Origin of the sequence: Paraburkholderia acidiphila (genome assembly GCF_009789655.1) — a bacterium.
GTDB lineage: Bacteria > Pseudomonadota > Gammaproteobacteria > Burkholderiales > Burkholderiaceae > Paraburkholderia > Paraburkholderia acidiphila.
The window spans coordinates 378792-402687 of record NZ_CP046912.1 but is presented as its reverse complement, the minus strand read 5'-3'; the positions used below and the strand labels follow the sequence as shown (position 1 = coordinate 402687).

At 67.0% G+C, this 23896-nt stretch carries 18 protein-coding genes; 14 read left to right on the top strand and 4 right to left on the bottom strand.

The genetic code is table 11. From position 1 onward, the window contains the following. From badI to aliA, 3 genes are read left to right on the top strand one after another with little or no spacing between them, the layout of a single operon-like run. Positions 1–783 (top strand): 2-ketocyclohexanecarboxyl-CoA hydrolase, encoded by a 783-nt coding sequence (gene badI / locus FAZ97_RS31970; RefSeq protein ID WP_158762780.1) that lies wholly within the window; start codon positions 1–3, stop codon positions 781–783. Between the two features lie 57 nt (positions 784–840). After that, positions 841–1992 (top strand): cyclohexanecarboxyl-CoA dehydrogenase, encoded by a 1152-nt coding sequence (aliB, locus tag FAZ97_RS31965; protein ID WP_158762779.1) that lies wholly within the window; start codon positions 841–843, stop codon positions 1990–1992. A gap of 46 nt (positions 1993–2038) precedes the next feature. Further along, positions 2039–3757 carry a cyclohexanecarboxylate-CoA ligase gene (gene aliA, locus FAZ97_RS31960; protein ID WP_158762778.1) on the top strand — a complete coding sequence of 573 codons (1719 nt, stop codon included), beginning with the start codon at positions 2039–2041 and terminating at the stop codon, positions 3755–3757. On the opposite strand, the gene FAZ97_RS31955 is transcribed toward aliA, so the two are convergent. Further along, positions 3693–5276, bottom strand: coding sequence for an inorganic phosphate transporter (locus tag FAZ97_RS31955; RefSeq protein ID WP_158762777.1), 1584 nt, complete (start codon positions 5274–5276; stop codon positions 3693–3695). The genes aliA and FAZ97_RS31955 overlap by 65 nt on opposite strands. 333 nt (positions 5277–5609) lie before the next feature. Between FAZ97_RS31955 and FAZ97_RS31950 the strand changes: the two genes are divergently transcribed. Continuing rightward, complete coding sequence (locus FAZ97_RS31950; RefSeq protein WP_158762776.1) at positions 5610–7214, top strand: AMP-binding protein; 1605 nt, start codon at positions 5610–5612, stop codon at positions 7212–7214. Positions 7215–7240: 26 nt separating this feature from the next. Here FAZ97_RS31950 and FAZ97_RS31945 read toward each other — a convergent pair whose 3' ends face one another. From FAZ97_RS31945 to FAZ97_RS31935, 3 genes are all read right to left on the bottom strand, one after another. Then, complete coding sequence (locus tag FAZ97_RS31945) at positions 7241–8605, bottom strand: PucR family transcriptional regulator (RefSeq protein ID WP_233271997.1); 1365 nt, start codon at positions 8603–8605, stop codon at positions 7241–7243. Between the two features lie 118 nt (positions 8606–8723). Then, a complete protein-coding gene (locus FAZ97_RS31940; RefSeq protein ID WP_158762775.1) occupies positions 8724–9902 on the bottom strand; it encodes a porin in 1179 nt (392 codons plus the stop codon). Positions 9903–10022: 120 nt separating this feature from the next. After that, positions 10023–11939: a bifunctional sugar phosphate isomerase/epimerase/4-hydroxyphenylpyruvate dioxygenase family protein gene (locus tag FAZ97_RS31935; RefSeq protein WP_158763348.1), complete on the bottom strand. Its 1917-nt coding sequence runs from the start codon at positions 11937–11939 to the stop codon at positions 10023–10025. A gap of 305 nt (positions 11940–12244) precedes the next feature. On the opposite strand from FAZ97_RS31935, the gene aroQ reads away from it, so the two are divergent. The 10 genes from aroQ (at position 12245) to cheB (ending at position 23801) form a co-directional block, all read left to right on the top strand. Next, positions 12245–12700, top strand: a complete 456-nt coding sequence (gene aroQ / locus FAZ97_RS31930; protein ID WP_158762774.1) for a type II 3-dehydroquinate dehydratase — start codon at positions 12245–12247, stop codon at positions 12698–12700. Next, positions 12697–13608, top strand: coding sequence for a shikimate dehydrogenase (locus tag FAZ97_RS31925; RefSeq protein WP_158762773.1), 912 nt, complete (start codon positions 12697–12699; stop codon positions 13606–13608). Before aroQ ends, FAZ97_RS31925 begins: the two co-directional genes overlap by 4 nt. A gap of 94 nt (positions 13609–13702) precedes the next feature. After that, positions 13703–14995: an MFS transporter gene (locus tag FAZ97_RS31920; RefSeq protein WP_233272023.1), complete on the top strand. Its 1293-nt coding sequence runs from the start codon at positions 13703–13705 to the stop codon at positions 14993–14995. Between the two features lie 120 nt (positions 14996–15115). Beyond that, positions 15116–15784, top strand: a complete 669-nt coding sequence (locus FAZ97_RS31915; RefSeq protein ID WP_158762771.1) for a TetR/AcrR family transcriptional regulator — start codon at positions 15116–15118, stop codon at positions 15782–15784. Positions 15785–16122: 338 nt separating this feature from the next. After that, the gene (locus FAZ97_RS31910) at positions 16123–17796 is read left to right on the top strand and encodes a methyl-accepting chemotaxis protein (RefSeq protein ID WP_158762770.1); all 1674 of its coding nucleotides are present in this window, start codon (positions 16123–16125) and stop codon (positions 17794–17796) included. Positions 17797–17809: 13 nt separating this feature from the next. After that, positions 17810–18307, top strand: a complete 498-nt coding sequence (locus FAZ97_RS31905) for a chemotaxis protein CheW (RefSeq protein ID WP_158762769.1) — start codon at positions 17810–17812, stop codon at positions 18305–18307. Next, the gene (locus FAZ97_RS31900; protein ID WP_158762768.1) at positions 18304–19785 is read left to right on the top strand and encodes a CheR family methyltransferase; all 1482 of its coding nucleotides are present in this window, start codon (positions 18304–18306) and stop codon (positions 19783–19785) included. The genes FAZ97_RS31905 and FAZ97_RS31900 overlap by 4 nt, the downstream gene beginning before the upstream one ends. Continuing rightward, positions 19778–20485: a chemotaxis protein CheW gene (locus FAZ97_RS31895; protein ID WP_158762767.1), complete on the top strand. Its 708-nt coding sequence runs from the start codon at positions 19778–19780 to the stop codon at positions 20483–20485. Before FAZ97_RS31900 ends, FAZ97_RS31895 begins: the two co-directional genes overlap by 8 nt. After that, positions 20482–22779, top strand: a complete 2298-nt coding sequence (locus FAZ97_RS31890) for a hybrid sensor histidine kinase/response regulator (RefSeq protein ID WP_158762766.1) — start codon at positions 20482–20484, stop codon at positions 22777–22779. The genes FAZ97_RS31895 and FAZ97_RS31890 overlap by 4 nt, the downstream gene beginning before the upstream one ends. After that, positions 22776–23801 carry a chemotaxis response regulator protein-glutamate methylesterase gene (gene cheB, locus FAZ97_RS31885; RefSeq protein WP_158762765.1) on the top strand — a complete coding sequence of 342 codons (1026 nt, stop codon included), beginning with the start codon at positions 22776–22778 and terminating at the stop codon, positions 23799–23801. The genes FAZ97_RS31890 and cheB overlap by 4 nt, the downstream gene beginning before the upstream one ends. Positions 23802–23896 lie beyond the last annotated feature (95 nt).

The window sequence follows — 23896 nt, the reverse complement described above, 5'->3', positions numbered from 1 at the left end:
ATGAACTACGAAGACATTCTCTACGAAGTGCGCAACGGCGCGGCATGGATCACCATCAACCGGCCCGAGAAGATGAACGCGTTTCGCGGCCGCACCTGCGACGAACTGATTCACGCGATCAACAAGGCGGGCTACGACCGCGAGATCGGCGCGATCGTCCTGGCCGGTGCGGGCGACAAGGCGTTCTGCACGGGCGGCGACCAGTCCGCGCACTCGGGCCAGTACGACGGCCGCGGCACGATAGGCCTGCCGATGGAGGAACTGCACGCCGTGATTCGCGACGTGCCCAAACCCGTGATCGCCCGCGTGCAGGGCTATGCGGTGGGTGGCGGCAACGTGCTGTGCACGATCTGCGATTTCACCATTGCTTCGGAGAAGGCCGTGTTCGGGCAGGTGGGGCCGAAGGTCGGCTCCGTCGATCCGGGTTACGGCACAGCATTCCTTGCACGCGTGGTCGGCGAGAAGAAGGCGCGTGAAATCTGGTATCTGTGCCGCCGCTATCCCGCCGCAGAAGCGCTGGCCATGGGCCTCGTGAACGCGGTCGTGCCGCACGATCAACTCGACGCGGAAGTGCAGAAGTGGTGCGACGAAATCATGGAAAAGAGCCCCACGGCCATCGCGATCGCCAAGCGCTCGTTCAACATGGATACGGCGCATCAGGCCGGTATTGCGGGCATGGGTATGTATGCACTGAAGCTCTACTACGACACGGAAGAATCGCGCGAGGGCGTGCGCGCGTTCCAGGAAAAGCGCAAGCCCGAATTTCGCAAGTACGCAAAATAAAGGCGCCTTCATGACGATAAGGATGGCGAATCAATATTGCTGCTTCTGGGAGGCACCATGAACCCGTATATCGACGAAGACCTCGCCGCGCTCGGCGAACACGCACGGCGCTTCGCACAGGGGCGCGTGGCGCCTGGCTTCATCGAACGCGACGCCACGCGCGTGCTCGATCGCGGCCTGATGCGCGAAATGGGCGAGATGGGCTTCATCGCGCCGGAATTGCCTGAGCAGTATGGCGGCCAGGGCCTGGGCTGCCTTGCAGCGGGCGTGATCCACGAGGAAATTGCGCGCGCCGATCTGAGCCTCTCATACATCAACCTGCTTGCCTCGCTCAACGGGCAGATTCTCGCCAAGCACGCAGCGCCGGTGATTGCGCGCCCGTGGCTCGAGCGGCTCACGCAGGGCCGCGCGCTGCTTGCGATTGCGCTCACGGAGCCGCGCGGCGGCTCGGACGCCGCGAGCCTGCGACTGAAGATGGAGCGCGTGGGCGACCACTACGTCCTCAACGGCGAGAAGACCTCGATTTCCGCCGCCGACCAGGCCGACGCCGCCGTGGTGTTCGCGCGCACCGGCAGCGTGGAAGACGGCGCGCGCGGCGTGTCGGCCATTTTCGTGCCGATGGATTTGCCGGGCGTCACGCGCAATCGCTTCGACTGCCACGGGCAGCGCGCGATTGGACGCGGCTCGATCTTCTTCGAGAACGTGCGCGTGCCGGTGGATCATCTGCTGGGCGAAGAAGGCAAGGGCTTTGTTCAGGTCATGCAGGGCTTTGACTTCTCGCGCGCGCTCATCGGCCTACAGGTGCTCGCCGTGGCGAACGTTAGCCTCGAGGAAACCTGGGCCTACGTTGCGCAGCGCGAAGCCTTTGGCAAGCCGCTTTCGGCGTTCCAGGGCGTGTCGCATCCGCTGGCCGAATACGCAACCCAGGTGGAGGCGGCGCGCCTGTTGTGCCTGCAAACGCTGTGGCTCAAGGACCGTGGTCTGCCTCATACGGCCGAGGCCGCCATGTGCAAGTGGTGGGGACCCAAGCTCGCCTACGACGTGGTGCATCAATGCCTGCTTTCGTTCGGGCACGGCGGCTACGACCGTGGGCCGCTCGAACAGCGCCTGCGCGACGTCCTGGGCTTCCAGATCGGCGACGGCACGGCCCAGATCATGAAGACCATCATCGCGCGCTCAAACGCGGGCCGCGACGCGGTGCCGGCATGATGCGCGCCGTCTGCGACGTTCCCTTCAACGCCACGGGAGGCAGTACATGGAGTTCGACGCGGTACTGATCGGGCCGCGCCGCGCGCGGGAGGAGGCACGGCGCTGGTGGCCCGGGCGCACCATCAGCGACGAACTGGACGCCTGCGTGGCGCAATGTCCGGCGAAGATCGCGCTCACTGCCGTACGAATCGAAGACGGGGAGACCACGCGCTTCACCTACGCGCAGATGGCGCGCATGGCGGACCGCATTGCCGTGGGCCTGGCGCGGCTGGGTGTCGCGAAGGGCGACGTGGTCTCGATGCAACTGCCCAATTGCTGGCAATTCACGCTGCTCTATCTCGCATGTTCGCGCATTGGCGCGGTGCTGAATCCTCTGATGCCGATCTTTCGCGAGCGCGAGCTGACTTTTATGCTCAACCATAGCGCCAGCCGGGTGATGATCGTGCCGCAGCGCTATCGCGGTTTCGATTACGAAGTCATGTTGGGTGCGCTGCAGCCCGAGCTACCCGACTTGCAGCACGTGGTAGTTGTGGGCGCAACGGATCATGGAAGGCCGGCGCGGCACAGCTTCGAAGCGCTCCTGAGCGGCCCGCGTTGGGAGGAAGCGAGCGACGCCGAAGCCATCCTCACGCGCAATCGCCCAGGCCCCGACGACGTGACGCAATTGCTCTACACCTCCGGCACGACGGGCGAGCCCAAGGGGGGGATGCACACGGCGAACACGCTGTTTTCGAACATCCTTCCTTATGCGCAGACGATGCGTCTCGGTCGCGACGACGTCGTGCTGATGGCTTCGCCGATGGCGCATCAAACCGGCTTCATGTACGGGCTGATGATGCCGATCGCATTGCGGGCCAGCGCCGTTCTGCAGGACGTATGGCAGCCGGAGGCCGCGCTCGCCCTGATCGCGCAGGAGCGCGCGACGTTCACGATGGCTTCCACGGCGTTCCTGGGAGACATCGCAAACGCGGCCATCGCGGCGGGAACGCACGCGCCGACGCTGCGCACGTTCTTGTGCGCCGGCGCGCCGATTCCCGGCGCACTGGTCGAGCGCGCACGCTTGGCACTGGGCGCGAAGATCGTTTCCGCGTGGGGCATGACGGAACTGGGTGCGGTGACGCTCACCGGTCTGGACGACGATGACGAGCGCGCATCCACGACCGATGGCGTGCCGCTGCCGGGCGTGGAAGTGAAGGTCGTGGACGAGAACGACTTCGCGCTGCCGCCGAACGTAGCGGGGCGGCTTTTCGTGCGCGCCTGCTCGGGTTTTGGCGGCTACCTCAAGCGCGCGCACCTTAACGCTACTGATGCCGAAGGCTGGTTCGACACCGGCGACCTCGCGACTATCGACGAGCGCGGCTACATCCGTATCTGCGGTCGCAGCAAGGACGTGATCATTCGCGGCGGCGAGAACATTCCCGTGGTCGAGATCGAGTCGCTGCTCTACCGGCACCCCGCGGTGGCGCAAGTGGCGATCGTCGCGTATGCGGACGAGCGGCTGGGCGAGCGCGCCTGCGCCGTGGTGGTGGCGAAGCCTGGCGAGGCTGTCGATCTGCCTTCGCTCGTCAGTTTCCTCAAGTCGCACAAGGTTGCCGTGCAGTATTTGCCAGAACGCCTGGCGCTGCTCGACGCCATGCCGACGACGCCCGCAGGCAAGGTGCAGAAGTTCCGTTTGCGCGAGATGCTGCGTGAAGCCGATGTCAGAGCACCTGCCGGAAAATCCAGTAGAGACCCGCAGCCAGCGCAATGGAAGCCGGCAACGTAAGTACCCACGCAAGCACGAGATTGCGCACGGTCGCCCACTGCAGGCCCGAGCCGTTCGCGGCCATCGTGCCGGCCACGCCCGAGGCGAGCACGTGCGTGGTCGACACCGGCAATCCGTAGACATCGGCCATGCCAATGGTGATCATGGCCACCGCTTCGGCCGAGGCACCCTGGCCATACGTGAGATGCTGCTTGCCGATCTTTTCGCCAACCGTCACGACAATGCGCTTCCAGCCCACCATCGTGCCGAGACCGAGCGCCACGGCCACCGCCACCTTCACCCAAGTGGGAATGAACTTGGTCGAGTGGTCCATCTGCTGGCGGAAGCTGTCGAGCACTTTGGCGTCCGCGGGTGACATCGGCGGCGACTTCGCCTTCTGCATCAGCCGGATCGCCTCGCTCGCGACGTACATGTTGTTGCGCACGTTGTCGACGATCGCGTCGGGCACCGTCGCCATCGAGCCGGACAACGCCACCTGGTCGCCGATGGTGTCGGTGAGCTGGCGCAGCGCAGGCAGCGTGGCAGGCGTGAGCTTGCGCGTGCGCACGAACGCCTCGACCTCGGCGCGGGCGTTCTCGGGCGGCGCGCCGTTTGCGTAGCGGCCGAGCGTTGTTGACGCTTCGCGCGCCACGACCACGAACGCCGTGGTTTGCTCGGGCGTCACGGCCTTGTTCAGCGCATAGGCGGTCGGCACGACGCCGATCAGGATCAGCATGATGAGGCCCATGCCTTTCTGCCCGTCGTTCGAGCCGTGGGCAAACGACACGCCGGTGCAGGTCAGGATGAGCAGCGTGCGGATCCACAGCGGCGGCGGCTGGTTGGCCTTGGGCTCGGCATAGAGCGCGGGCACGCGCACGAGCAGCTTGAGCACGAGCAGCAGCAGCGCGGCCATGACGAAGCCGACCACGGGCGAGAACAGCAGCGCCTTGCCTACGCCTAGCGCCTGGTCCCAGTCCACGCCGCTCGTGCCCGAAGGCCCGCTGATGAACTGGTTCATGATGCCTACGCCGATGATCGAGCCCACGAGCGTATGCGAACTGGATGAAGGCAGCCCGAGATACCACGTGCCGAGATTCCAGACGATGGCGGCGATCAGAAGCGCGAACACCATGGCGAAGCCCGCACCGCTGCCGACCTGAAGGATGAGTTCCACCGGCAGCAGTTGCAGGATGCCGAACGCGACCGCGCCGCTCGAAACGAGCACGCCGATGAAATTCCACGCGCCCGACCAGACCACGGCGAGATGCGGGTCGAGTGAGTTCGTATAGATGACGGTGGCGACGGCGTTGGCGGTGTCGTGAAAGCCGTTCACGAACTCGAAGCCGAGCGCGATGATGAGCGCAAGCCCGAGCAGGATGAAAGGCAGCGCCGAACTCTCGCGCACGGCGCGCAAGTCGACGACGAGATGATCGATGACATAGATCGCCCCGGCGGCGATGATGGCGAGAAATAAGGCGATGCCAATGCCGCGGCGGCGTGCGCTCGGCGCGCGGGAGGGGGACAACGGTATGTCCGGCATGGATGCTCTGGTCAATCCGCTTTGGGATGCGCCTCGGCGCAGCGTATGCCGGTTAGCAAACGTGCGTGGCGCGGTGCCGCGCCGGCACGCCGCAGGGGCGCGTCGAACGAGACGCTGCAGTGTCGCACGATTGACAAAAATCAGACACGGACGTGACGTCGCACTGGCCCGGGCGCGGTGCGATCCTGGGGTCGGTTTTTGTGACCGCTTTTGTGACTTCTCACAATCACGTTATCTGCTTTCCCAGTTCTCCAGGCGCGGGCAAGTCCGTAGCATGGGCATGAAACGCGGCGCCTCGCATACAAGCCGCGATCCGATTTCATGGAGACGAACGTGTCGAAAGCCCCCTGGCTCGCCAGCTACGGCGAAATTCCCGCTACCATCAATCCCGATCTGCATCCGTCGCTCGCGCATCTGTTCGAAGAAGCGATGCGCGAACATGCGCACCGGCCGGCATTGCGCGCGGGGGATGCCACGCTCAGCTACGCGGACGTCGATCGTCTCTCGCGCAGTTTCGCGGCGTATTTGCAGCACGCGGGCGTGAAGAAGGGCGACCGCGTCGCCGTGATGTTGCCGAACCTGCTCGCGTTTCCCATTGCGCTGATCGGCATCGTGCGCGCCGGGGCGGTGCAGGTGAACGTGAATCCGCTTTATACGCCGCGCGAACTTCAGCATCAGCTCGTGGATTCCGGCGCGCAAACGCTCGTGGTGTTCGACGGCGCGCTGCCGACTTTCGAGGCGATCAAGGCGAATACCGCCGTGCAAACCGTGTTGAGCGTGGCCGCAAGCGATTGCGCGGGCAGCGAGCGCGATCCGCATCCGGGCTCGTTTGCTGCGGCGCTCGCGCAAGGCGCAACGTTGCCGTTCGAAGCCCCCACGCTGTGCGGCGACGACGCGCTCTTCCTGCAATACACGGGCGGCACGACCGGGCTTTCCAAGGGCGCGCTGCTCACGCATCGCAACCTCGTCGCCAACGTCGAGCAGTTCAAGACCTTCATGCCGGGTTTCATGACGCCGGGCGAAGAAGTGGTCGTGACCGCGTTGCCGCTTTATCACATCTTCGCGTTGACGGTGAATCTCATCGTCTATTTTTCGATTGGCGCGCAGAACTGGCTCGTTGCGAACGCACGCAATCTCGATGGCCTGATCGATGTGTTCAAGGCCGCGCGGCCCACGAGTTTCATGGGCGTGAATACGCTCTATGCCGGGCTGGTTGCGCATCCGCGCATCGGCGAGGTCGATTTTTCGCGGCTGCGGCTCGCGGGCGGTGGCGGCGCGGCGGTCATTTCCACGGTGTCCGAGCGCTGGCAGGCGATTACCGGCGGGTTCATCCGCGAAGGCTATGGGCTTTCGGAGACGAGCCCCGTGGTGTCGTTCAATCCGGGGAGCGTCGACCGCTTCACGGGTACGACGGGGCTGCCTGTGCCCTCCACCGACGTCAAGCTGATGAACGACGGCGTCGAGGCAGCGCCTGGTGAGCCCGGCGAGATCTGCGCGAAGGGCCCCCAGGTGATGCAGGGCTACTGGAACCAGCCCGAAGCCACGCGTGCCGCCTTTACGGACGATGGCTATTTCCGCACCGGCGACGTGGGCATGTTCGACGCGCAAGGCTTTCTGCGCATCGTCGATCGCTCGAAGGACATGATCCTCGTGTCGGGCTTCAACGTGTATCCGAACGAAATCGAGGCGGTCGTGACCGCGCTGCCGGGGGTGGCCGAATGCGCGTGCGTGGGCGTGGCTGACGAACGAAGCGGCGAGGCCGTACGTGTGTTCGTGGTGCTCGCGCGTGAAGCGGTGCTGAGCGAGGAAGCGGTGATCGCACATTGCCGCGCGCAACTCGCGGCGTACAAGGTGCCGCGCGTGGTGAGCTTCGTGGAGGCGCTGCCGAAGTCAACGGTAGGGAAGATCTTGCGGCGCGAGCTGCGCGACGCGGGGTGAGACGCGCAAGGAGCGCGCCGCGACATTTAACGCGCCGCGCTCTTCGCCTTCTTCACCCCCAGGCGTCCCTTCTTTTCCTTCTTTTTGCCATCGCGCTCCGCACCCTGCGTCGCCCTGCGCAGCTTGAGCGCGATATCCAGCCTTGCGATCCATTGCGCGTCATCGAGCTTCGCGCCCAAGAGCGTTTCAATGCGCTCGAGCCGGTAGTCGAGCGTATTCGGATGCACACCTAACGTTTCGGCCGTCTGCCTGCGGCGCTGACCGCTTGCGAACCACGCTTCGAGCGTCGCGAGCAGGTCCGCTTCCGTTGCCAGTTGCTCGGCGAGCGAAACGAGGTAACGCAGGACGTTGGCGCTGCTGCGCACGCTCTCCTCGATGGCTATCGACGAGAAACGGTGCACGCGAAGGACGTTGCCGGATTCGTTGCTGTTCTCATCGGCGTTATCGACGCTATCGGCCCTGCCGCCGCGAGGCGCGAAGTCCACGGCCTTCAGCGCCTCTTCCACCGAAGCCGCCCAGCCACGCGCCCCTTCGTTCATGAGCCCGATGCCGATGCTGCGCACGCGCGGCTCGGCGCGCGCCAGCGCGGCAGCGTGCTCGGCTGCGCGCTGATCGTTGCGCGTCATCGAATCGCCGCGTACGCACGGCAGCCAGAACACCAGCCGCTCGCGGTGCCATACACGGACGAGTGTGTCGGGCTTCAGTTCGAAGTGACGCGCGGCGCTGAGCGCGAAACGATCGAGCGCATCCTCGCGTACCGAAGGCGCGTGGTCGCGCAAGTCCAGATCGACGGCGAGCGCAATACGCGGCAGCGTGGCGTCGAGACCGAGCGCCTCGACCGTCTCGCGAAAGCGCGCGGCGTCGTCGGGGGCATGGAACACGAGGTCGTAGAGCTGCTGCAGCAGCGAGCCGCGCCAGCGCGCCTGCTGGTGCTGTTCGTCGAGGTAGGCCTCGGCGATGTGCTCGGCCATTGCATCGAAGTAATCGAGCAGATAAGGCGAAATATCGAACAGCAACTCGTGCGCGAGCGCCGGGTCCACTTCCGCAAGCTCTGTGCAGGTGCGCCAAAGTTCGCGCGCGCCGAGACGGAACGCACGCAACAGCGAGCGCAGCGGCACGTTCTGGTGCACGCGGCGGCGCGCGAACGCCGCAGTCTGGTCCATGACTTCGGTGGTGGGCGGCGTACCGTTCAGAAGGCACTGGAACCACAGGTCAGCGGAAAACGCGATCGAAGAGAAGATATCTTTGCGCGCCGCCGCCGAGAGCGCGCTATAGCCTTCGAGCGAGAGCAGCGTGTCGTAGGTGCGCTGAACCGCTTTGGGCTGGATTTTGGCGAGCGTGCGCAGCTTGCTGCGCAGGCGTGGGCTGATGGTGGGAACGAGGGGCGGCACGGTGAGTTCGCGAGATTCGCATGGATTCGTTTAGGCGATACCCGCGAGTGTACTCAGCCCCGTGCCGCCGCGTCGAGGGGCCGCCCAGGCGACCTCCCGCGACGCATCGGAACTCCAATCAGAACAACAGCGCGATACCCGCCATGCCGACGAACTGCGAGCGCGTGGACGAGGGCGTCGAGTTCTGCGAGTCGCCCACGGCCGGGCTCGCGTTGACGATGTTGCCCGCGCCGTTCGCGCCGAGCGTCTGGCCGCCCGCGTGCTGGTAGGCCTGCAGGGCGTAGAGCGTGGTGCGCTTCGAGAGGTGGTACGACTCCTTGAGCGAGTACTGCTGGTAGCGCGCCGCGCTCGTGATGCCGTTGGCCTGCGATGCCAGCGTATAAGCGAAGCCGCCGCCCACGTCGAAGGCCGGCGTGAAGCGGTACACCGCGAGCGCCGCCCAGGTGTTGAAAATGGCCGTGTCGTGGAAGATCGATTTGCCGCCCGCAATGTACTGCACGTTCGAATACGAGGCGCCGACGATCAGGTTGCCGATCGTGTAGTTGCCGGCAGCCGCGATGTGCTGGACCGCGCTTGCCGAGACATAGCCCGTGTTCAGCGAAGACTTGCCGAAGCTGCCGGTGGATGAGCTGTCGAATCCGCTCGTCAGCTGTGCGTTGTCCATGCGCAGGATGGCCGCGGCGAGGCTCACCGGGCCCACGGAATAGCGCAGCGCGGCGCTCCACGTCTGGCCTTTGCCGGTGCTGCCCGCGATCCCGCCGAGCGCGTACATGGCGCTTGCCTGCACGCCGTAAAAGATCGGCGAGGTATAGGTGGCCGAATTGTTGATGCGCACGGTCGTATCGAGACCGTCGATGTCGCCGGGGTGCGCGCCGGTTGCGCCGGTGAGCCAGGAACTCCCCGTAAGCGGGCCGACGAACAGGTAATAGGGCGTGTACTGGCGGCCCGCCGTGAAGGTGCCCAGGTTCTGGTTTTGCAGGCCCACGTAGGCCTGGCGATTGAAGATCAGTCCGCTCGAAGAAAGCGCGCCGCTGTTGAGGTCGAAGCCGTTTTGCAGATCGAAGATCGCGAAAGTGCCGCCGCCGAGATCTTCCTTGCCTTGCAAGCCGAACTTCGACGCATACAGGTTGCCCTGGCGCAGATAGACGTTCGAGTGACCGTTCTGGTTGTTGACGTAGGTGATCGCATCATCGACTGCGCCATAGAGCGTGACGCTGCTTTGCGCGAATGCGGGGCTGGCGACGAGGGCTGCGCCAGTCGCGATAAACGTGCCGAGACCAAGGGCTGACTTCTTCATCGTTGTGTGTCTCCGGTGAGATTTGGACTACTTATTGTTTTGTTTGCTACGCCGCCCGATTTTCAGGTCGGTGCGGCGTGCGTACTGCTGCGGGAAGTGACTCTATTGACTGCGGGTACATCAATCTTGCGGTTCGCGCGCCTCCTTCGCGGCGAGCGCGCGCTGGCGTGCCTGCGCGGCGAGGCGCACAGCGGCGTTGGGCGCACCGTAGCCGTCGTAGCCGCCGCGCCGCTCCACGATCTCGAGGAAGAAGCGCTGGTCTAGCGTTTCCGTATAGGCGTGCAGGAACTCGCCGCCGCGTTCGTCGCGGTCGTAGAGCAGGTTGTGGTCGCGCAGCGCGTCGAGAAACGCGGGATCGAGCGCGTGGCGGGCGTCGAGATCGTCGTAGTAGTTCGCGGGCACACGCAGGAGTGGCACGCCGGCCGCCTCGAATTCGGTCACGGCGCGGAAGATGTCGCCCGTGTTGAACGCCACATGGTTCAGGCCCGTGCCATGGTAGGCACGAACGGTTTCCGCTGCGGCCGTATGCTGGTCCACCGAGGCGTTGAGCACGACGCGCAGGCCGCGGTCGCGGCTCATGAGCGCGCGGCTGCGCACGAGCCCGTACGGATCGGGCAGCAGCACGGCGGGCGTGGCTTCGAGCCCGAACGCCGACTTCAGGAACAGCACCCACGAGTCGAACGAGCCGGCGGGCAGCGAAAGGCTCACGTGATCGATGCCCGAGATCGGTCCTACCTCGACGGGGCCGTCGATATCGGTGAGTGCGAAATCGGCTTCGAAGAGCGTGGGCTGGCCCGGCTCCTCGTTAACGAAATAGTTAAGACTGCCGTCCGGACCCTGGACGGCGGGCACCACGCGCTCGTTCGGACCCACGCGCCCCAAGAACGGCTGATAGCCGAAGCCCGCGGCGCGTTCCAGCGCCTCGCGCGCATTGTCCACGCGAAACGCCGAGGCGCACAGCGAGAGCCCATGACGCTGGAAAAACGCGCCGGCGAACGAGTCGGGCTCGGCGTTCAGCACGATGGCGGCCGAGCCGTGCTGATAGAGCGTCACGTCTTTCGACCGATGCTGGCCCGCGCGGCGGAAGTGCAGCTTTTCGAGCCAGTTCGCCACGTGCGCGCGCGCCGTGTCGTCCACGGCGAATTCGAGGAATTGCCACTGCGCGTGCGCGGGCGCGGCGCTCGGATGGTAGAGCGCGCCCGCTTGCGCCTGCTCCGCTTGCAGGGTCTCGCGCGTGAGCGATTCGAGCAGCAGCAGCGAGCGATGACCGTCGGCGGCCGTGGCGGCGGGCGGCGCGCCGCGAAAGCCGTCGTTGAAGATTTCGAGCGAGAGCGGGCCCGTGTAGCCGCTTTTCACCACCTGTGCCGTGAAATCCGCGAGTGCGAAATCGCCCTGGCCCGGGAAGCAACGATAGTGCCGGCTCCATTCGAGCACGTCCATCTGCATTCTCGGTGCGTCGGCGATCTGCACGAAGCCGATTCGTTCGCCCGGAATCGCGGCGATACCGTCGGGCGTGTCGTCGAGCGAGAGCGTGTGAAAGCTGTCCAGCGCGAGCGTGAGGTTCGCGTGATTTACCGTGTTGACGAGCCGCCACGCGTGGCCATAGGTGCGCACGTGGCGCCCCCACGCGAGCGCTTCGTAGCAGATCGTGACGCCTGCCTCACCGGCGGCCTGCGCGAGTGCGCCGAGCTGCTCGGCGGCGAGGCCGTCGTCGCAGATCGTGTCAGGCGAGACATTGCTGCAGACCAGCAAACGGTCGGTGCCCAGTTGACGCATCACATCGAACTTACGCTTCACGCGCTCGATGTTGCGCGCGAGGCGTTCGGGCGCGACGCCCTCGAAATCGCGGAACGGCTGGTACAGCACGATATCGAGGCCGAGATCGCCGGCCATGCGGCGCACGTCGGCGGGCGAGCCTTCGAAATAGAGCAGATCGTTTTCGAAGATCTCGACGGCGTCGAAGCCCGCGGCACGGATGGCGGCGAGTTTTTCGGCGAGCGTGCCGCTGATCGACACCGTGGCGATCGAGCGGCGCAGCGCGCGAGAGGGGGTGTGAAGCGGCTTGGACATGGGCATGGCGAGCGGGCTGACTGCAACTTCTGTGTTGAACAAGGTCCGGCGCGACGGCGTGGGGCGGGCGTTTAACTAACTGGCGCACCGTAGACACACTTGCCGCTGGAGTTGCCGAAGGATACGCCAAACTAACTAGTTAGTACAAATTCTGGCAAACCCCAGGTGACCGCTGGACGGCTTCGCGGCACACTTGCGACCATGCGGTGAAGCATGCGTCGTTTCCTCAGTATGCGCCGCGCCGGTCGTCAAGCTGTTCTGGAGTCTGTGTAATGGGAATGCCTTCGGTACTGGTCCTGAACGGGCCGAACCTGAATCTGCTGGGAACGCGCGAGCCCGCGATCTACGGCGCTGAAACGTTAGATGACGTTGCCAACCTGTGCCGCGAGGCGGCGGGGCGTCTTGGGCTCGAGATCGATTTTCGCCAGTCGAACGCCGAGCATCAGCTGATCGACTGGCTTCATGAAGCGCGTACACGCGTGGACGGCATTGTCATCAATCCGGCCGCCTATACGCATACGTCGGTGGCGATTGCGGATGCGCTTTCCGCGATCGCGAAGCCCGTGATCGAGGTCCATATCTCGAACGTGCACAAGCGCGAAGCGTTCCGGCACCATTCCTTCGTTTCGCCGATTGCGGAAGCGATCATCGTCGGCTGCGGGACACAAGGGTATGTGCTCGCGCTGGAACGCATGGCCACGCTGCTCGCGAAAAAGGTGACGAAATGAGCGCACAGAACCCAGTCAAGACGAACGCGCTGGGCGCGCGCGCAACCGCTCAATCGTTTCTCTGCGGGCTGATCGGCTCGGGTATCGGTGGCTCGCTCACGCCCGCGATGCAGGAGCAGGAGGGCCGCGAACTCGGCTTTCACTATGTGTACCGGCGCATCGACCTCGAAGCGCTGAAGCTCACGCCCGCCGCGCTCCCCGAGCTGTTGCTCGCCGCCGAGCGCATGGGTTTCGACGGTCTGAACATCACGTATCCGTGCAAGCAGGCCGTGATCGAACTGCTCGACGAACTATCCGAAGACGCCCGCGCGCTCGGCGCCGTGAACACGGTGTTGTTCCGCGACGGCAAGCGCATCGGCCACAACACCGACTGGTCGGGTTTCGCGCGCGCGTTCCAGCGCGGCCTGCCCGATGTCTCGCTCGAAGCGGTGGTGCAACTGGGCGCAGGCGGCGCGGGCGCGGCGGTCGCGCACGCGGCGCTGCAGATGGGCGCCCAGGCGCTCACGCTGTTCGACGTGGATGCATCGCGCGCCGAATCGCTCGCGAGCGAATTGCAGGCGCGCTTCCCGGCGGCACGCGTGAGCGCGGGCGGCGACTTGCGCGAGGTGCTGCAGCACGCCACGGGCCTCATCCACGCCACGCCCACCGGCATGGCGAAGCTGCCCGGCATGCCGTTGCCTGCGGAATACCTGCACGAGCGGCTGTGGGTAGCCGACATCGTCTATTTCCCGATTCGCACGGCGCTGCTCGAAGCGGCCGAGGCGCGCGGCTGCCGCACGCTCAGCGGCGGCGGCATGGCGGTGTACCAGGCAGTGGATGCGTTCCGGCTGTTCACGGGTGTCGAGCCCGACGCGGAACGCATGTATGCGCATCTGCAATCGATGCTGGCGGCCAACGCCGGCGCATAACAAACGACGTTTGGAGAGAGACATGGCACCACCCGTATCCACGGGGCGCGGCGACGCGCCGGCCGTATCCGCCGCGACGCCCGCCGAGGGCGCGATGCGGCGCTCGAAGGCGCGCTATCGCATCCTGGGCCTGCTGGCCGTCGGCACGATGATCAACTACCTCGATCGCACCGTGCTCGGCATTGCAGCGCCACAGCTCACGAAAGAACTGGGCATCAACGCGGCGCTCATGGGCCTCGTGTTCTCGGCGTTCTCGTGGAGCTATGTCGTCGCGCAGATTCCGGGCGGCGTGTTTCTCGACCGCTTCGGCAGCAAGTTCACCTACTGGCTTTCGATGACGCTGTGGTCGATGTGCACGCTCGCGCAGGGCTTCATCAGCGGCGTGGGCGCGTTGTTCGCGTGCCGTCTGGGCCTGGGCGCCGCGGAGTCGCCGTGTTTCCCGACCAACAGCCGCGTGGTCGCCACGTGGTTCCCGCAAAGCGAGCGCGCGTTCGCCACGGGCACCTATACGGTGGGCGAATACATCGGCCTCGCGTTCTTCAGCCCCTTCCTTTTCGCGCTGATGGGCGCTTACGGTTGGCGTTCGCTGTTCTACGTGGTGGGCGCCGTGGGGATCGCGTTCGGCGCCGTGTGGTGGTTCCTGTATCGCGAGCCGCATGAACACCCGGCGGCCAACCGCGCCGAACTCGATTACATCGAGGCGGGCGGCGGTCTCGCTCGCCACGAGCGCAAGGCCGACGCGCAACCCGCAAGCGAGAAAAAGCAGGGCTTCGACTGGCGCATGGCCGGCAAGCTGGTGCGTCGCCGTCAGCTCGCGGGCATCTGCCTCGGGCAGTTCGCGGGCAACTCCACGCTCGTGTTCTTCCTCACGTGGTTCCCGACCTACCTCGCCACCGAACGCCACATGGGCTGGCTCAAGATCGGCTTCTTCGCGATCATGCCGTTCATTGCCGCGTCCATTGGCGTGATGTTCGGCGGCACGTTCTCGGACTGGATGCTGCGCCGCGGCATCTCGGCCAACGTGGCGCGCAAGCTGCCGATCATCGCCGGTCTGCTGCTTGCCTCGACCATCATTCTCGCGAACTTCGTGGACAGCAACGTGGCCGTGATCGCGATCCTTTCGGTGGCGTTCTTCGCGCAGGGCATGGCCGCGCTCGGCTGGACGCTCGTTTCGGATATCGCGCCGGCGGGCATGCTCGGTCTCACGGGCGGCATCTTCAACCTGGCCGCCAATCTTGCGGGCATCATCACGCCGCTGGTCGTGGGGCTGATCGTCGGCGCAACGGGTTCGTTCGTCTGGGCGCTCGTGTTCATCGGCGTGATCGCGCTGGTCGGCGCGGCCTCGTATATCTTCATCGTGGGCGATATCAAGCGCATCGAGCTGTAAGGCTGGCAGGCCGCATCCGGGCGGCTTTCAGCTTGATTGCGGGGCGCGGCGCCTTCTAAAGGGCCGCGCCCCCCATGCTAGAATCGCCCGCATTCCTTACCTGCTGCGGGCCACAAAAACATGGCAAGACCGGCGGCTTCGGCCGAACGCAACGATGCTCAATCCGAAAGCCGGCGCAAGTACGATCCCGAGCAGACCAAGCGCAATATCCTCGAAGTGGCGACTGCCGAATTCTCGGCCATGGGTCTCGCAGGCGCGCGTGTAGACGCGATTGCCGAGCGCACCAACACCACCAAGCGCATGCTGTACTACTACTTCGGCAGCAAGGAAGGGTTGTACGAAGCGGTGCTCGACAAGGTCTACGGCGACATCCGCGCGCTCGAGCTGGACCTGCACATCGACGAACTGGACCCCACCGACGGGCTGCGGCGGCTCGTCGAATTCACCTTCGACTATCACGACCGCCACCGCGACTTCGTGCGCCTCGTGACGATCGAGAACATTCACGGCGCGAAGTACATCGAGCGCCTGAAAACCTTCCGCAGCCGCAACGCCAGCGCGATTCGCACGATCGAAGACCTGCTCGCGCGCGGCGTGGCGAGCGGGGCGTTCCGCGACGACATCGATCCGATCGACCTGCACCTGCTCATCAGCTCGATGTGCTTTCACCGCGTGGGCAACCGCCACACGTTCGGTGCGGCCTTCGGGCGCGATCCGTCGCATCCGCGCCTGCGCGCGCGCCATCGCGAGATGGTCGTCGACGCCACGCTGCGCTTCGTGAAGAAGTAAGGCGGACCCCGGGCGCGGCCGGCCCGGCCGCTTCGCGCTTGCCGGCCAATGCTTCATGCATGGGTCAAGCCCTGGCCAAGGCGCACTCCCATTGCCCGTACCCGCCCCGCGCAGTTCTGCAAAACGCTCCGGCGAGCGCAGCAAATTTGTCTCCAAAATCCCCGTGAGCCCCGTCCTGCGCGGCTGTCAGCTGACCTTCCTTATCACAAAAAAGTACGCAAACGCATTACACTACGGCGGTCAAGGCCGCCGCGCGCGGTCTCGCCGTGCGCCGCCGCGCCCCGCCTCGCCGGCAGGGGCGGTGCGCCGGTCCACGCCACCGGAGAGCCTTTAGCGCAATGAGCACCGCCATGCCCCGTTCCGGCCAAGCCGGCCTGCCTCGACAGACTCAAGCTCGTTACACCCTCGGCACGCGCATCGTCCTCAGCTTTGGCTTGCTGTTCGTGTTGATGCTCGCCATGGCCGCGATCTCCTGGGATCGCCTGCGCGCCATCGATAGCGAGGCGATGAGCCTCACGCACGATTCGGTGCCGGGCCTGTTCTACGCGACCTCGTTGCGCGCGGCGGCCAATCAGACCTACAGCCTCGTGGAGCGCGCGGCCTTCGTCGATGCCGACGCGGACAGCGTTGCGCGCGATGTCGCCGCGTTGCCCACGGCGATGGCGCAGGTCGAGGAAAATACGCGGCAGTACGAGCGCTCGCTCTTTCGCGCCGACGACCGCGAGCGTTTCCAGCGCTTTCGTGACGCCTACGCGCGCTATCTGCCGATGGCGAAGGCGGTGGCGAGCCAGTTGCCCGCCTCGCGCCCGGCCGCGCAGGCCGCGTTCATGCAGATCGGCCCGGCGTGGCAGGAGGTGCTCGCTACGGCCAACGCGCTCGTCGACGAGAACCGTCAGCAGGCCGCCGAGTCCGCGCAGACCATTCGCAGTTCGGTCACGGGTACGGAAATCACGCTTGCCACGGCGCTCGCCGTCGTGCTGATCGCCGCGCTCGCCACCGGCTACGCGCTGTATCGCGCGATCACGGTGCCGATGGCGCGGCTCGTGGAGGTGCACGACTCCATGCGCACCGGCAACCTCTCGCAGCGCCTCGCGTTGAACCGCGGCGACGAATTCGGCGTGCTGGAAGACGGCTTCAACCGCATGAGCGACGAACTGGCGAGCCTCGTGGCCCAGGCGCAGAAGTCGTCGCTGCAGGTCACGACCTCGGTGGCCGAAGTGGCCGCGACCTCGAAGGAGCAGCAGGCCACGGCGAGCGAGACGGCCGCCACCACGACCGAGATCGGCGCGACTTCGCGGGAGATTTTCGCCACGGCGCGCGACCTCGTGCGCACCATGAGCGAGGTGGCGACGGTGGCCGAGCAGTCGGCCGGGCTCGCCACCACGAGCCAGAGCGGCCTCACGCACATGGAAGACACCATGCGCAGCGTGATGGAGGCGGCGGGTTCGGTGAACGCCAAGCTCGCCATCCTCAACGAGAAGGCGGTGAGCATCAATCAGGTCGTGGCGACGATCACGAAGGTGGCCGACCAGACAAACCTGCTTTCGCTGAACGCGGCGATCGAAGCGGAAAAGGCGGGCGAGTACGGGCGCGGCTTCTCGGTGGTCGCCACCGAAATCCGCCGCCTCGCCGACCAGACAGCCGTGGCGACCTACGACATCGAGCAGACCGTGAAGGAGATCCAGTCGGCCGTTTCGGCGGGCGTGATGGGCATGGACAAGTTCGCCGAAGAAGTGAGGCGCGGCATGCACGACGTGCAGGCCGTGGGCGCGCAACTGTCGCAGATCATCGGCGCGGTGCAGACGCTCGCGCCGCGCTTCCAGGTCGTCAACGACGGCATGCAGGCGCAGGCCACGAGCGCCGAGCAGATCACCCAGGCGCTCACGCAGCTTTCCGAAGCCGCCCAGCAGACGGCGGAGTCGCTGCGCCAGTCGTCGCAGGCCATCGACAATCTCACGCTCGTCGCCAACGAACTGCGCACCGGCGTGTCGCGGTTCAGGATCGAGGCGTGACGCGGGAGCCGCGATGCTCTTCCTGGTGTTCGAACTGGACGGCGAGCGCTACGCCCTCGATGCGCGCGAGATCGCGCACGTGCTGCCATTGGCTCCCGTGCGCGCGTTTCCGGGCACGCCCGCGTATATCGCCGGCGTGATCGACTACGAGGGCGCGCCCGTGCCCGTGGTCGATCTGCCGATGCTCGCGCTCGGGCGGCCCGCGCGCGCGCTCATGTCCACGCGGCTCGTGCTCGTGTATGACCGTGACGATGACGGCGCTGGCGCGGCCGCCTCCCAAGTGCCGCCGCGCCGCCTCGCGCTGTTGCTCGAAAGCGCGACGCGCACGCAGTCCATCGCGCCAGAGCGTTTCGCCGAGGGCGGCATTGCCACGCCCGAGGCGCGCTGGCTTGGGCCCGTGGCGCGCGACGAGCGCGGTTTCGTCCAGTGGGTGAAAGTCGCGCAACTGCTCGACGCGCGCGTGCGTGCGCTGCTGTTTCCCGATCCGCCTTCGTGGCAAGGCGCAGCATGAGACAGGCCGACCCGCGCTTCGCCGCCTGGCTGCTCGAAGCAACCGGCATCGACGCCGAATCGCTGGGCGCCAACGCGCTCGCGCGCGCGGTGGGCGCACGGGCGGCGTTGACGCTCGAGGTCCAGGCGGATCTGCATCCGGCCGAAACGCGCAGGGCGTGGATGAGCGGCGCCACGTTGCCGGAATGGGCGCGCGAAGCGTATTGGCAGCGCCTCACGGCGACGCCTGCCGAGCGCCAGGCGCTGATCGACGCGCTCGTGGTGCCCGAGACCTGGTTCTTTCGCGAGCGCGAGGCTTTCGCCGCGCTTGCGCGCCTCGGGGCGAAGCGGCTGGCCGCGCAGCCGGGCGAAGTGCTGCGCGTGCTGAGCGCGCCGTGCTCGAGCGGCGAGGAGCCGTACTCGGCGGTCATGGCGCTGCTCGATGCGGGGCTCACGCACGAGCAGTTCGCCATCGACGCGATCGATATCAGCGCGCAGTCCATTGCGGCGGCCGCGCGCGGCGTGTATGGCCGCAATGCGTTTCGCGGCGACGGCCTCGCGTTTCGCGAGCGCTACTTCGAGGCGACGCCCGACGGTTGGCGGATCGCGGCAACCGTGCGGCGCGCCGTGACGTTCGAGCGCGCGAACCTGCTCGAATGGCTCGCCCCGCACCCAGTGCGCTACGACTTCATTTTCTGCCGCAACGTGCTGATCTATTTCGACCGCGCCTCGCAGGACCGCGCCATCGACCTCCTGCGTGCGCGCCTCACGGCGGGCGGCATGATCTTCGTCGGACCGGCGGAAACCGGGCTGATGATGCGGCATGAAATGGTGTCCGCCTATATTCCGCTCGCGTTCGGTTTTCGCACGCCCGAGCCCGGCGCGACGGCGGATCATCATCCGGCGAGCCCGGCGGCGGTGGCGCCGCCTGTGCTCACGCCACTGCCGGTGATCGCGGCTACGGCAGCGGCGCCGGCATTCGGCAGTGCACCGGTGTTCACGCCGCTGGACGCTCCGGTGGCCGCGGCGGCACACCGGGCAAGGCCCGCGCCGCCGCGGCATGCGCTGCGGCCCTTGCACGCTGCGCCGGCGCCGCGCGCCGCCGCCGTGGTGCGCGCGCAGGCTTCGGGCGCCGAGTCCACCGGCGCCACGCCCGAAGCCGCGCTCGCCGACGCTCGGCGCCTCGCCGATGCCGGCGCGCTCGACGAGGCCGAACGCCTCGCCGCGCAAGCGGCGAAGGCGCTGGCGCAGAACGCGGGCACCTGGTACCTGCTCGGCCTGATCGCCGACGCGCAGGGCCGCGCCGACGAAGCGCTCGCGCATTATCGCAAGGCCATCTATCTGGAGCCTTCGCACTACGAAGCGCTGACGCACCTGGCTGCGCTGCTCGAAGTGCAGGGCGACGGCGAGGGGGCACACCGCCTGATGCGCCGCGCGAAACGCGTCGCGCAGGAAATGGCACAACGCGGCGCAGCGGGCGCAGGAGGCACGCATGCCTGAGCGCGACTCCCCGGAGGGCCTGGTGCTCGCAACGCAACCGCTCGACCCGTGCTGGAAGACCATCGGCACGCTCGGCGACAACTCGTGCCCGCGGCTTCAGACGTGCGTACGTTGCCTGAATTGCCCGATTTTCGAAGAAGCGGCGGCGCGCATGCTCGACCGGCCCGCGCCGCTTGCGTCGTCCGCGCCTGCGCCCGAACGCGTAGCGGAGTCTGCCGGTTCGCAGACGCGCCACGACGCCTCGCTCGTGTTTCGCGTGGGCGGCGAATGGCTCGCGCTGCCCGCAACCGCGCTGCGCCAGGTGGATGAAGCGCGCACCATTCACACGCTGCCGCACCGGCGCAGCGCCGCCGTGCTGGGCGTGGTGAACGTGCGCGGCGTGCTCACGCTTGCGGTGTCGCTGGCGGCGCTGCTGCGTATCGAAGCGGCCATGCCGCAAGCCGTTGCGCGAGGCGCGCAGGCGCGCGCCGCCACGCCGCGCCTGCTCGTGACCGAATGGGCGGGCGCGACGACGGCGTTTCCCGTCGATGCCGTGGAGGGCGTCACGAGCTTCGGCGCCGATGCGCTCCTGCCCGCGCCCGCCACGCTCGCGCAAGCGGCCGGGCGGCATGTGCGCGGCGTGACGCACTGGCGCGGGCGATCGGTGGGCGTGCTCGACGCCGACGTGCTATTCGATGCGCTTGCAAGGAGTCTGCGATGAGCGACGACGAACTGAGCCGCCGCTCGCTGCTCGACCTCTTCCACGAGGAGGCGGCGGCGCAGACGCGCACGCTTTCCGCTGGCTTGCTCGCGCTCGAATCGGCGCCCGAGGATGCCTCGACGCTCGAAGCCTGCATGCGCGCCACGCACTCGCTCAAGGGCGCGGCGCGCATTGTCGGCCTGCCGGAGGCGGTCGAAGTGGCGAGCGCGATGGAGGATTGTTTCGTGGCCGCGCAGCGCGGCGAGTTGCGCATCGACGCGGCGCGCATCGACGCACTGCTCGTCGGCATCGACTTGCTGATCGCGGCGGGCGACGTTTCGGCAGCGCCGATTACGCACGCGGCGGTCGGGGCGTTCGTGGCGCGCTTGCAAGGCGCAGTACCTCCCGTCGCGGCGAGCGTGCAAGTGCCTGAGGCCGACGACCTCGCCGCCCTGGCGGCCTCGTTGCGTCTGCCCGAGCCGGAACCGGAGCCTGAGCCTGAAGCCGTCGCGTCCGCCGACGTCGAACCCGCGCCAATCGCCCGGCCCTCGCAGCCCCGCTCAGCCGACGCCGAGCGCATGCTGCGCGTGCGCGCCGGCACGCTCGACCGCCTGCTCGGTTTCGCAGGCGAATCGCTGGTGGAGTCGCGCCGCGTGCGGCCGTTCGCCGAAGGGCTCTTGCGCACGCGCCGCGCACAGGGCGACGTGCTCGCGGCACTGGGGCAATTCCAGGAACGCCACGCCGACGCGCTCGACGCCGACGCACGCGCGGCGCTCGCAGGCATCCGCGACGCGCTGGCGGCGCTGGATCATCAGCTATCCGAACGATTCGACGATATCGACCACATCGACCGGCGCGGCACGCAACTCGCGCAGCGCCTCTACGACGAAGCGCTGCAATGCCGCATGCGGCCGTTCGGCGACACGGCGCACACGTATCCGCGCGTGGTGCGCGACCTTGCTCGCTCGCTCGGCAAGCGCGTTCGCTTCGCGATTGTCGGCGAGTCGACGCAAGTGGACCGTGACATCCTCGAAATGCTCGACGCGCCGCTCGGCCACCTGCTGCGCAACGCCCTCGATCACGGTATCGAGGACCCCGAAACAAGACGGCGCGCCGGCAAGCCCGAAGAGGCAAGCCTCACGCTCGAAGCGCGCCATAGCGCGGGCAAACTGCTGCTCGCCGTGGCCGACGACGGCGCGGGCATCGATCTGGACGCGCTGCGTGCGAGCATCGTCGCGCGTGCGCTCGCGCAGCCCCAGGCCGTTGCCGCGATGTCCGACGCCGAGTTGTTCGACTTCCTGCTGCTGCCGGGCTTCTCGATGCGCGACACCGTGACCGACGTGTCGGGACGCGGCGTCGGCCTCGACGCCGTGCAGAACTTCGCGAAGACCGTGCGCGGCACGGTGCGCATCGAAAGCGCGGCGGGGCAGGGCACGCGCTTCGTGCTGCAGTTGCCGCTCACGCTTTCGGTGGTGCGCAGCCTGATCGTCGAAGTCGCGGGCGAAGCCTACGCGTTCCCGCTCGCGCACGTGCGCCGCGCGCTCAGCGTGCCGCGCAGCACGATCGAGATGCTCGAAGGGCAGCAGCACATCGACTTCGAAGGGCGGCCCGTGGGACTCGTGACCGCGCGCCAGTTGCTCGGCGCGCTCGCCGAACCCACGGCCACGGAAGAGTTGAACGTCGTGCTGGTGGGCAGCGAGGCGGGTCTCTACGGTGTGGCCGTGGACCGCTTCGCGGGCGAGCGCACGCTCGCCGTGCAGCCGCTCGACGCGCGTCTGGGCAAGGTGCGCAACGTCTCGGCGGCGGCGTTGCTCGACGACGGCGAGGTCGCGCTGATCGTCGACGTGGAGGACATCGTGACATCGGTTGCGCGTCTCGTGCGCGATGGCCAGCTTGCGGGCGTCGCGCGCGGCGGGGCCCATGACAGCGCGCGCGTCCGCAAGCGCATTCTCGTTGTCGAGGACTCCTTGACGGTGCGCGAGCTGGAGCGCAAGCTGCTCGAAAAACGCGGCTATGACGTGACCGTAGCGGTGGACGGCATGGACGGCTGGAACACCTTGCGCAACGCGCACTTCGACCTCGTGATCACCGACGTCGACATGCCGCGCATGGACGGCATCGAACTCGTCACGATGATCAAGAGCGACACGATGCATCGCAGCGTGCCGGTGATGATCGTCTCGTACAAGGACCGTGAAGACGACAGGCGGCGCGGCCTCGACGCAGGCGCCGACTACTATCTGACCAAGGGCAGCTTCCACGACGAAGCGCTGCTCGACGCCGTGAACGACCTCATCGGGGAGTCGACGGGATGAAAATCGGTATCGCCAACGACATGCCGCTGGCCGTCGAGGCGCTGCGTCAGGCAATCGCGACGCGGCCGGGGCATCGCGTGCTATGGGTCGCCGCGAACGGCGAGGAAGCCGTGCAGTTCTGCGCGGCGCAGGTGCCCGACGTGATCCTCATGGACCTCGTGATGCCGAAGATCGACGGCGTGGAGGCCACGCGGCAGATCATGGCGCGCTCGCCGTGCCCCATTCTGATCGTGACGAGCAGCGTGGGCGCAAACGCCTGGCGCGTGTACGAGGCGATGGGCGCGGGCGCGCTCGATGCCGTGGACACGCCCACGCTCGCCGGGCCCGATACGCGCCGCACGATGGACCTGCTGCTCGCGAAAATCGAGCAGATCGGGCGCGTGGCAGGCGCGCTCGACTTCGCCGCGCGCGTGCCGGCCGCAACCGTGCCGGGCATATCGAACGCGCCGCTCATCGCAATCGGCGCCTCGGCGGGCGGGCCCAGCGCGCTCGCCGCCGTGCTCGGCGCGCTGCCCGCCAGTTTCAACGCGGGCATCGTGATCGTGCAGCACGTGGACCAGTCGTTTGCCGCAGGCATGGCCGCCTGGCTCGACGGGCAGACGCCGCTCACGGTGCGCATTGCGCTCGAAGGCGAGCGGCCCGCGCCCGGTTGCGTGCTGCTCGCGGCGACCAACGATCATCTGCGCATGACAGCAAGCGGTAAGCTGGCTTACACTCGCGAGCCGGCCGACACACCGTACCGCCCCTCTGTCGATACGTTCTTTCACAGCCTCGTCGAGTGCTGGACGGGCGAGGCGATCGGCGTGCTGCTCACGGGCATGGGGCGCGATGGCGCCATTGGCCTGAAGGCGATGCGCGCGAAGGGCTGGTACACGATCGCCCAGGACCAGGCGACGAGCGCCGTATACGGCATGCCCAAGGCGGCGGCGGCGCTTTCCGCCGCACGCGCGATCCTGCCGCTCGACGCCATTGCCCCCGAGCTTGCGAGCCGGGTGAAATCACCGCATCAATCTGGCGGCTAGACGCCAGCCATCACGAGACGCGACCGACATCATGACCGAGAAGTCCACTCTTCCCACCAGCGCAAACGTGGCCGACAGCACGGGCCTCGAGACGG

Excerpts from the sequence above, each read along its gene's own strand:
- badI (WP_158762780.1), top strand. The coding sequence starts at position 1 with ATGAACTACGAAGACATTCTCTACGAAGTGCGCAACGGCGCGGCATGG.
- aliB (WP_158762779.1), top strand. The coding sequence starts at position 841 with ATGAACCCGTATATCGACGAAGACCTCGCCGCGCTCGGCGAACACGCA.
- aliA (WP_158762778.1), top strand. The coding sequence starts at position 2,039 with ATGGAGTTCGACGCGGTACTGATCGGGCCGCGCCGCGCGCGGGAGGAG.
- FAZ97_RS31955 (WP_158762777.1), bottom strand. The coding sequence starts at position 5,276 with ATGCCGGACATACCGTTGTCCCCCTCCCGCGCGCCGAGCGCACGCCGC.
- FAZ97_RS31940 (WP_158762775.1), bottom strand. The coding sequence starts at position 9,902 with ATGAAGAAGTCAGCCCTTGGTCTCGGCACGTTTATCGCGACTGGCGCA.
- aroQ (WP_158762774.1), top strand. The coding sequence starts at position 12,245 with ATGGGAATGCCTTCGGTACTGGTCCTGAACGGGCCGAACCTGAATCTG.
- FAZ97_RS31925 (WP_158762773.1), top strand. The coding sequence starts at position 12,697 with ATGAGCGCACAGAACCCAGTCAAGACGAACGCGCTGGGCGCGCGCGCA.
- FAZ97_RS31920 (WP_233272023.1), top strand. The coding sequence starts at position 13,703 with ATGCGGCGCTCGAAGGCGCGCTATCGCATCCTGGGCCTGCTGGCCGTC.
- FAZ97_RS31915 (WP_158762771.1), top strand. The coding sequence starts at position 15,116 with ATGGCAAGACCGGCGGCTTCGGCCGAACGCAACGATGCTCAATCCGAA.
- FAZ97_RS31910 (WP_158762770.1), top strand. The coding sequence starts at position 16,123 with ATGAGCACCGCCATGCCCCGTTCCGGCCAAGCCGGCCTGCCTCGACAG.
- FAZ97_RS31905 (WP_158762769.1), top strand. The coding sequence starts at position 17,810 with ATGCTCTTCCTGGTGTTCGAACTGGACGGCGAGCGCTACGCCCTCGAT.
- FAZ97_RS31900 (WP_158762768.1), top strand. The coding sequence starts at position 18,304 with ATGAGACAGGCCGACCCGCGCTTCGCCGCCTGGCTGCTCGAAGCAACC.
- FAZ97_RS31895 (WP_158762767.1), top strand. The coding sequence starts at position 19,778 with ATGCCTGAGCGCGACTCCCCGGAGGGCCTGGTGCTCGCAACGCAACCG.
- FAZ97_RS31890 (WP_158762766.1), top strand. The coding sequence starts at position 20,482 with ATGAGCGACGACGAACTGAGCCGCCGCTCGCTGCTCGACCTCTTCCAC.
- cheB (WP_158762765.1), top strand. The coding sequence starts at position 22,776 with ATGAAAATCGGTATCGCCAACGACATGCCGCTGGCCGTCGAGGCGCTG.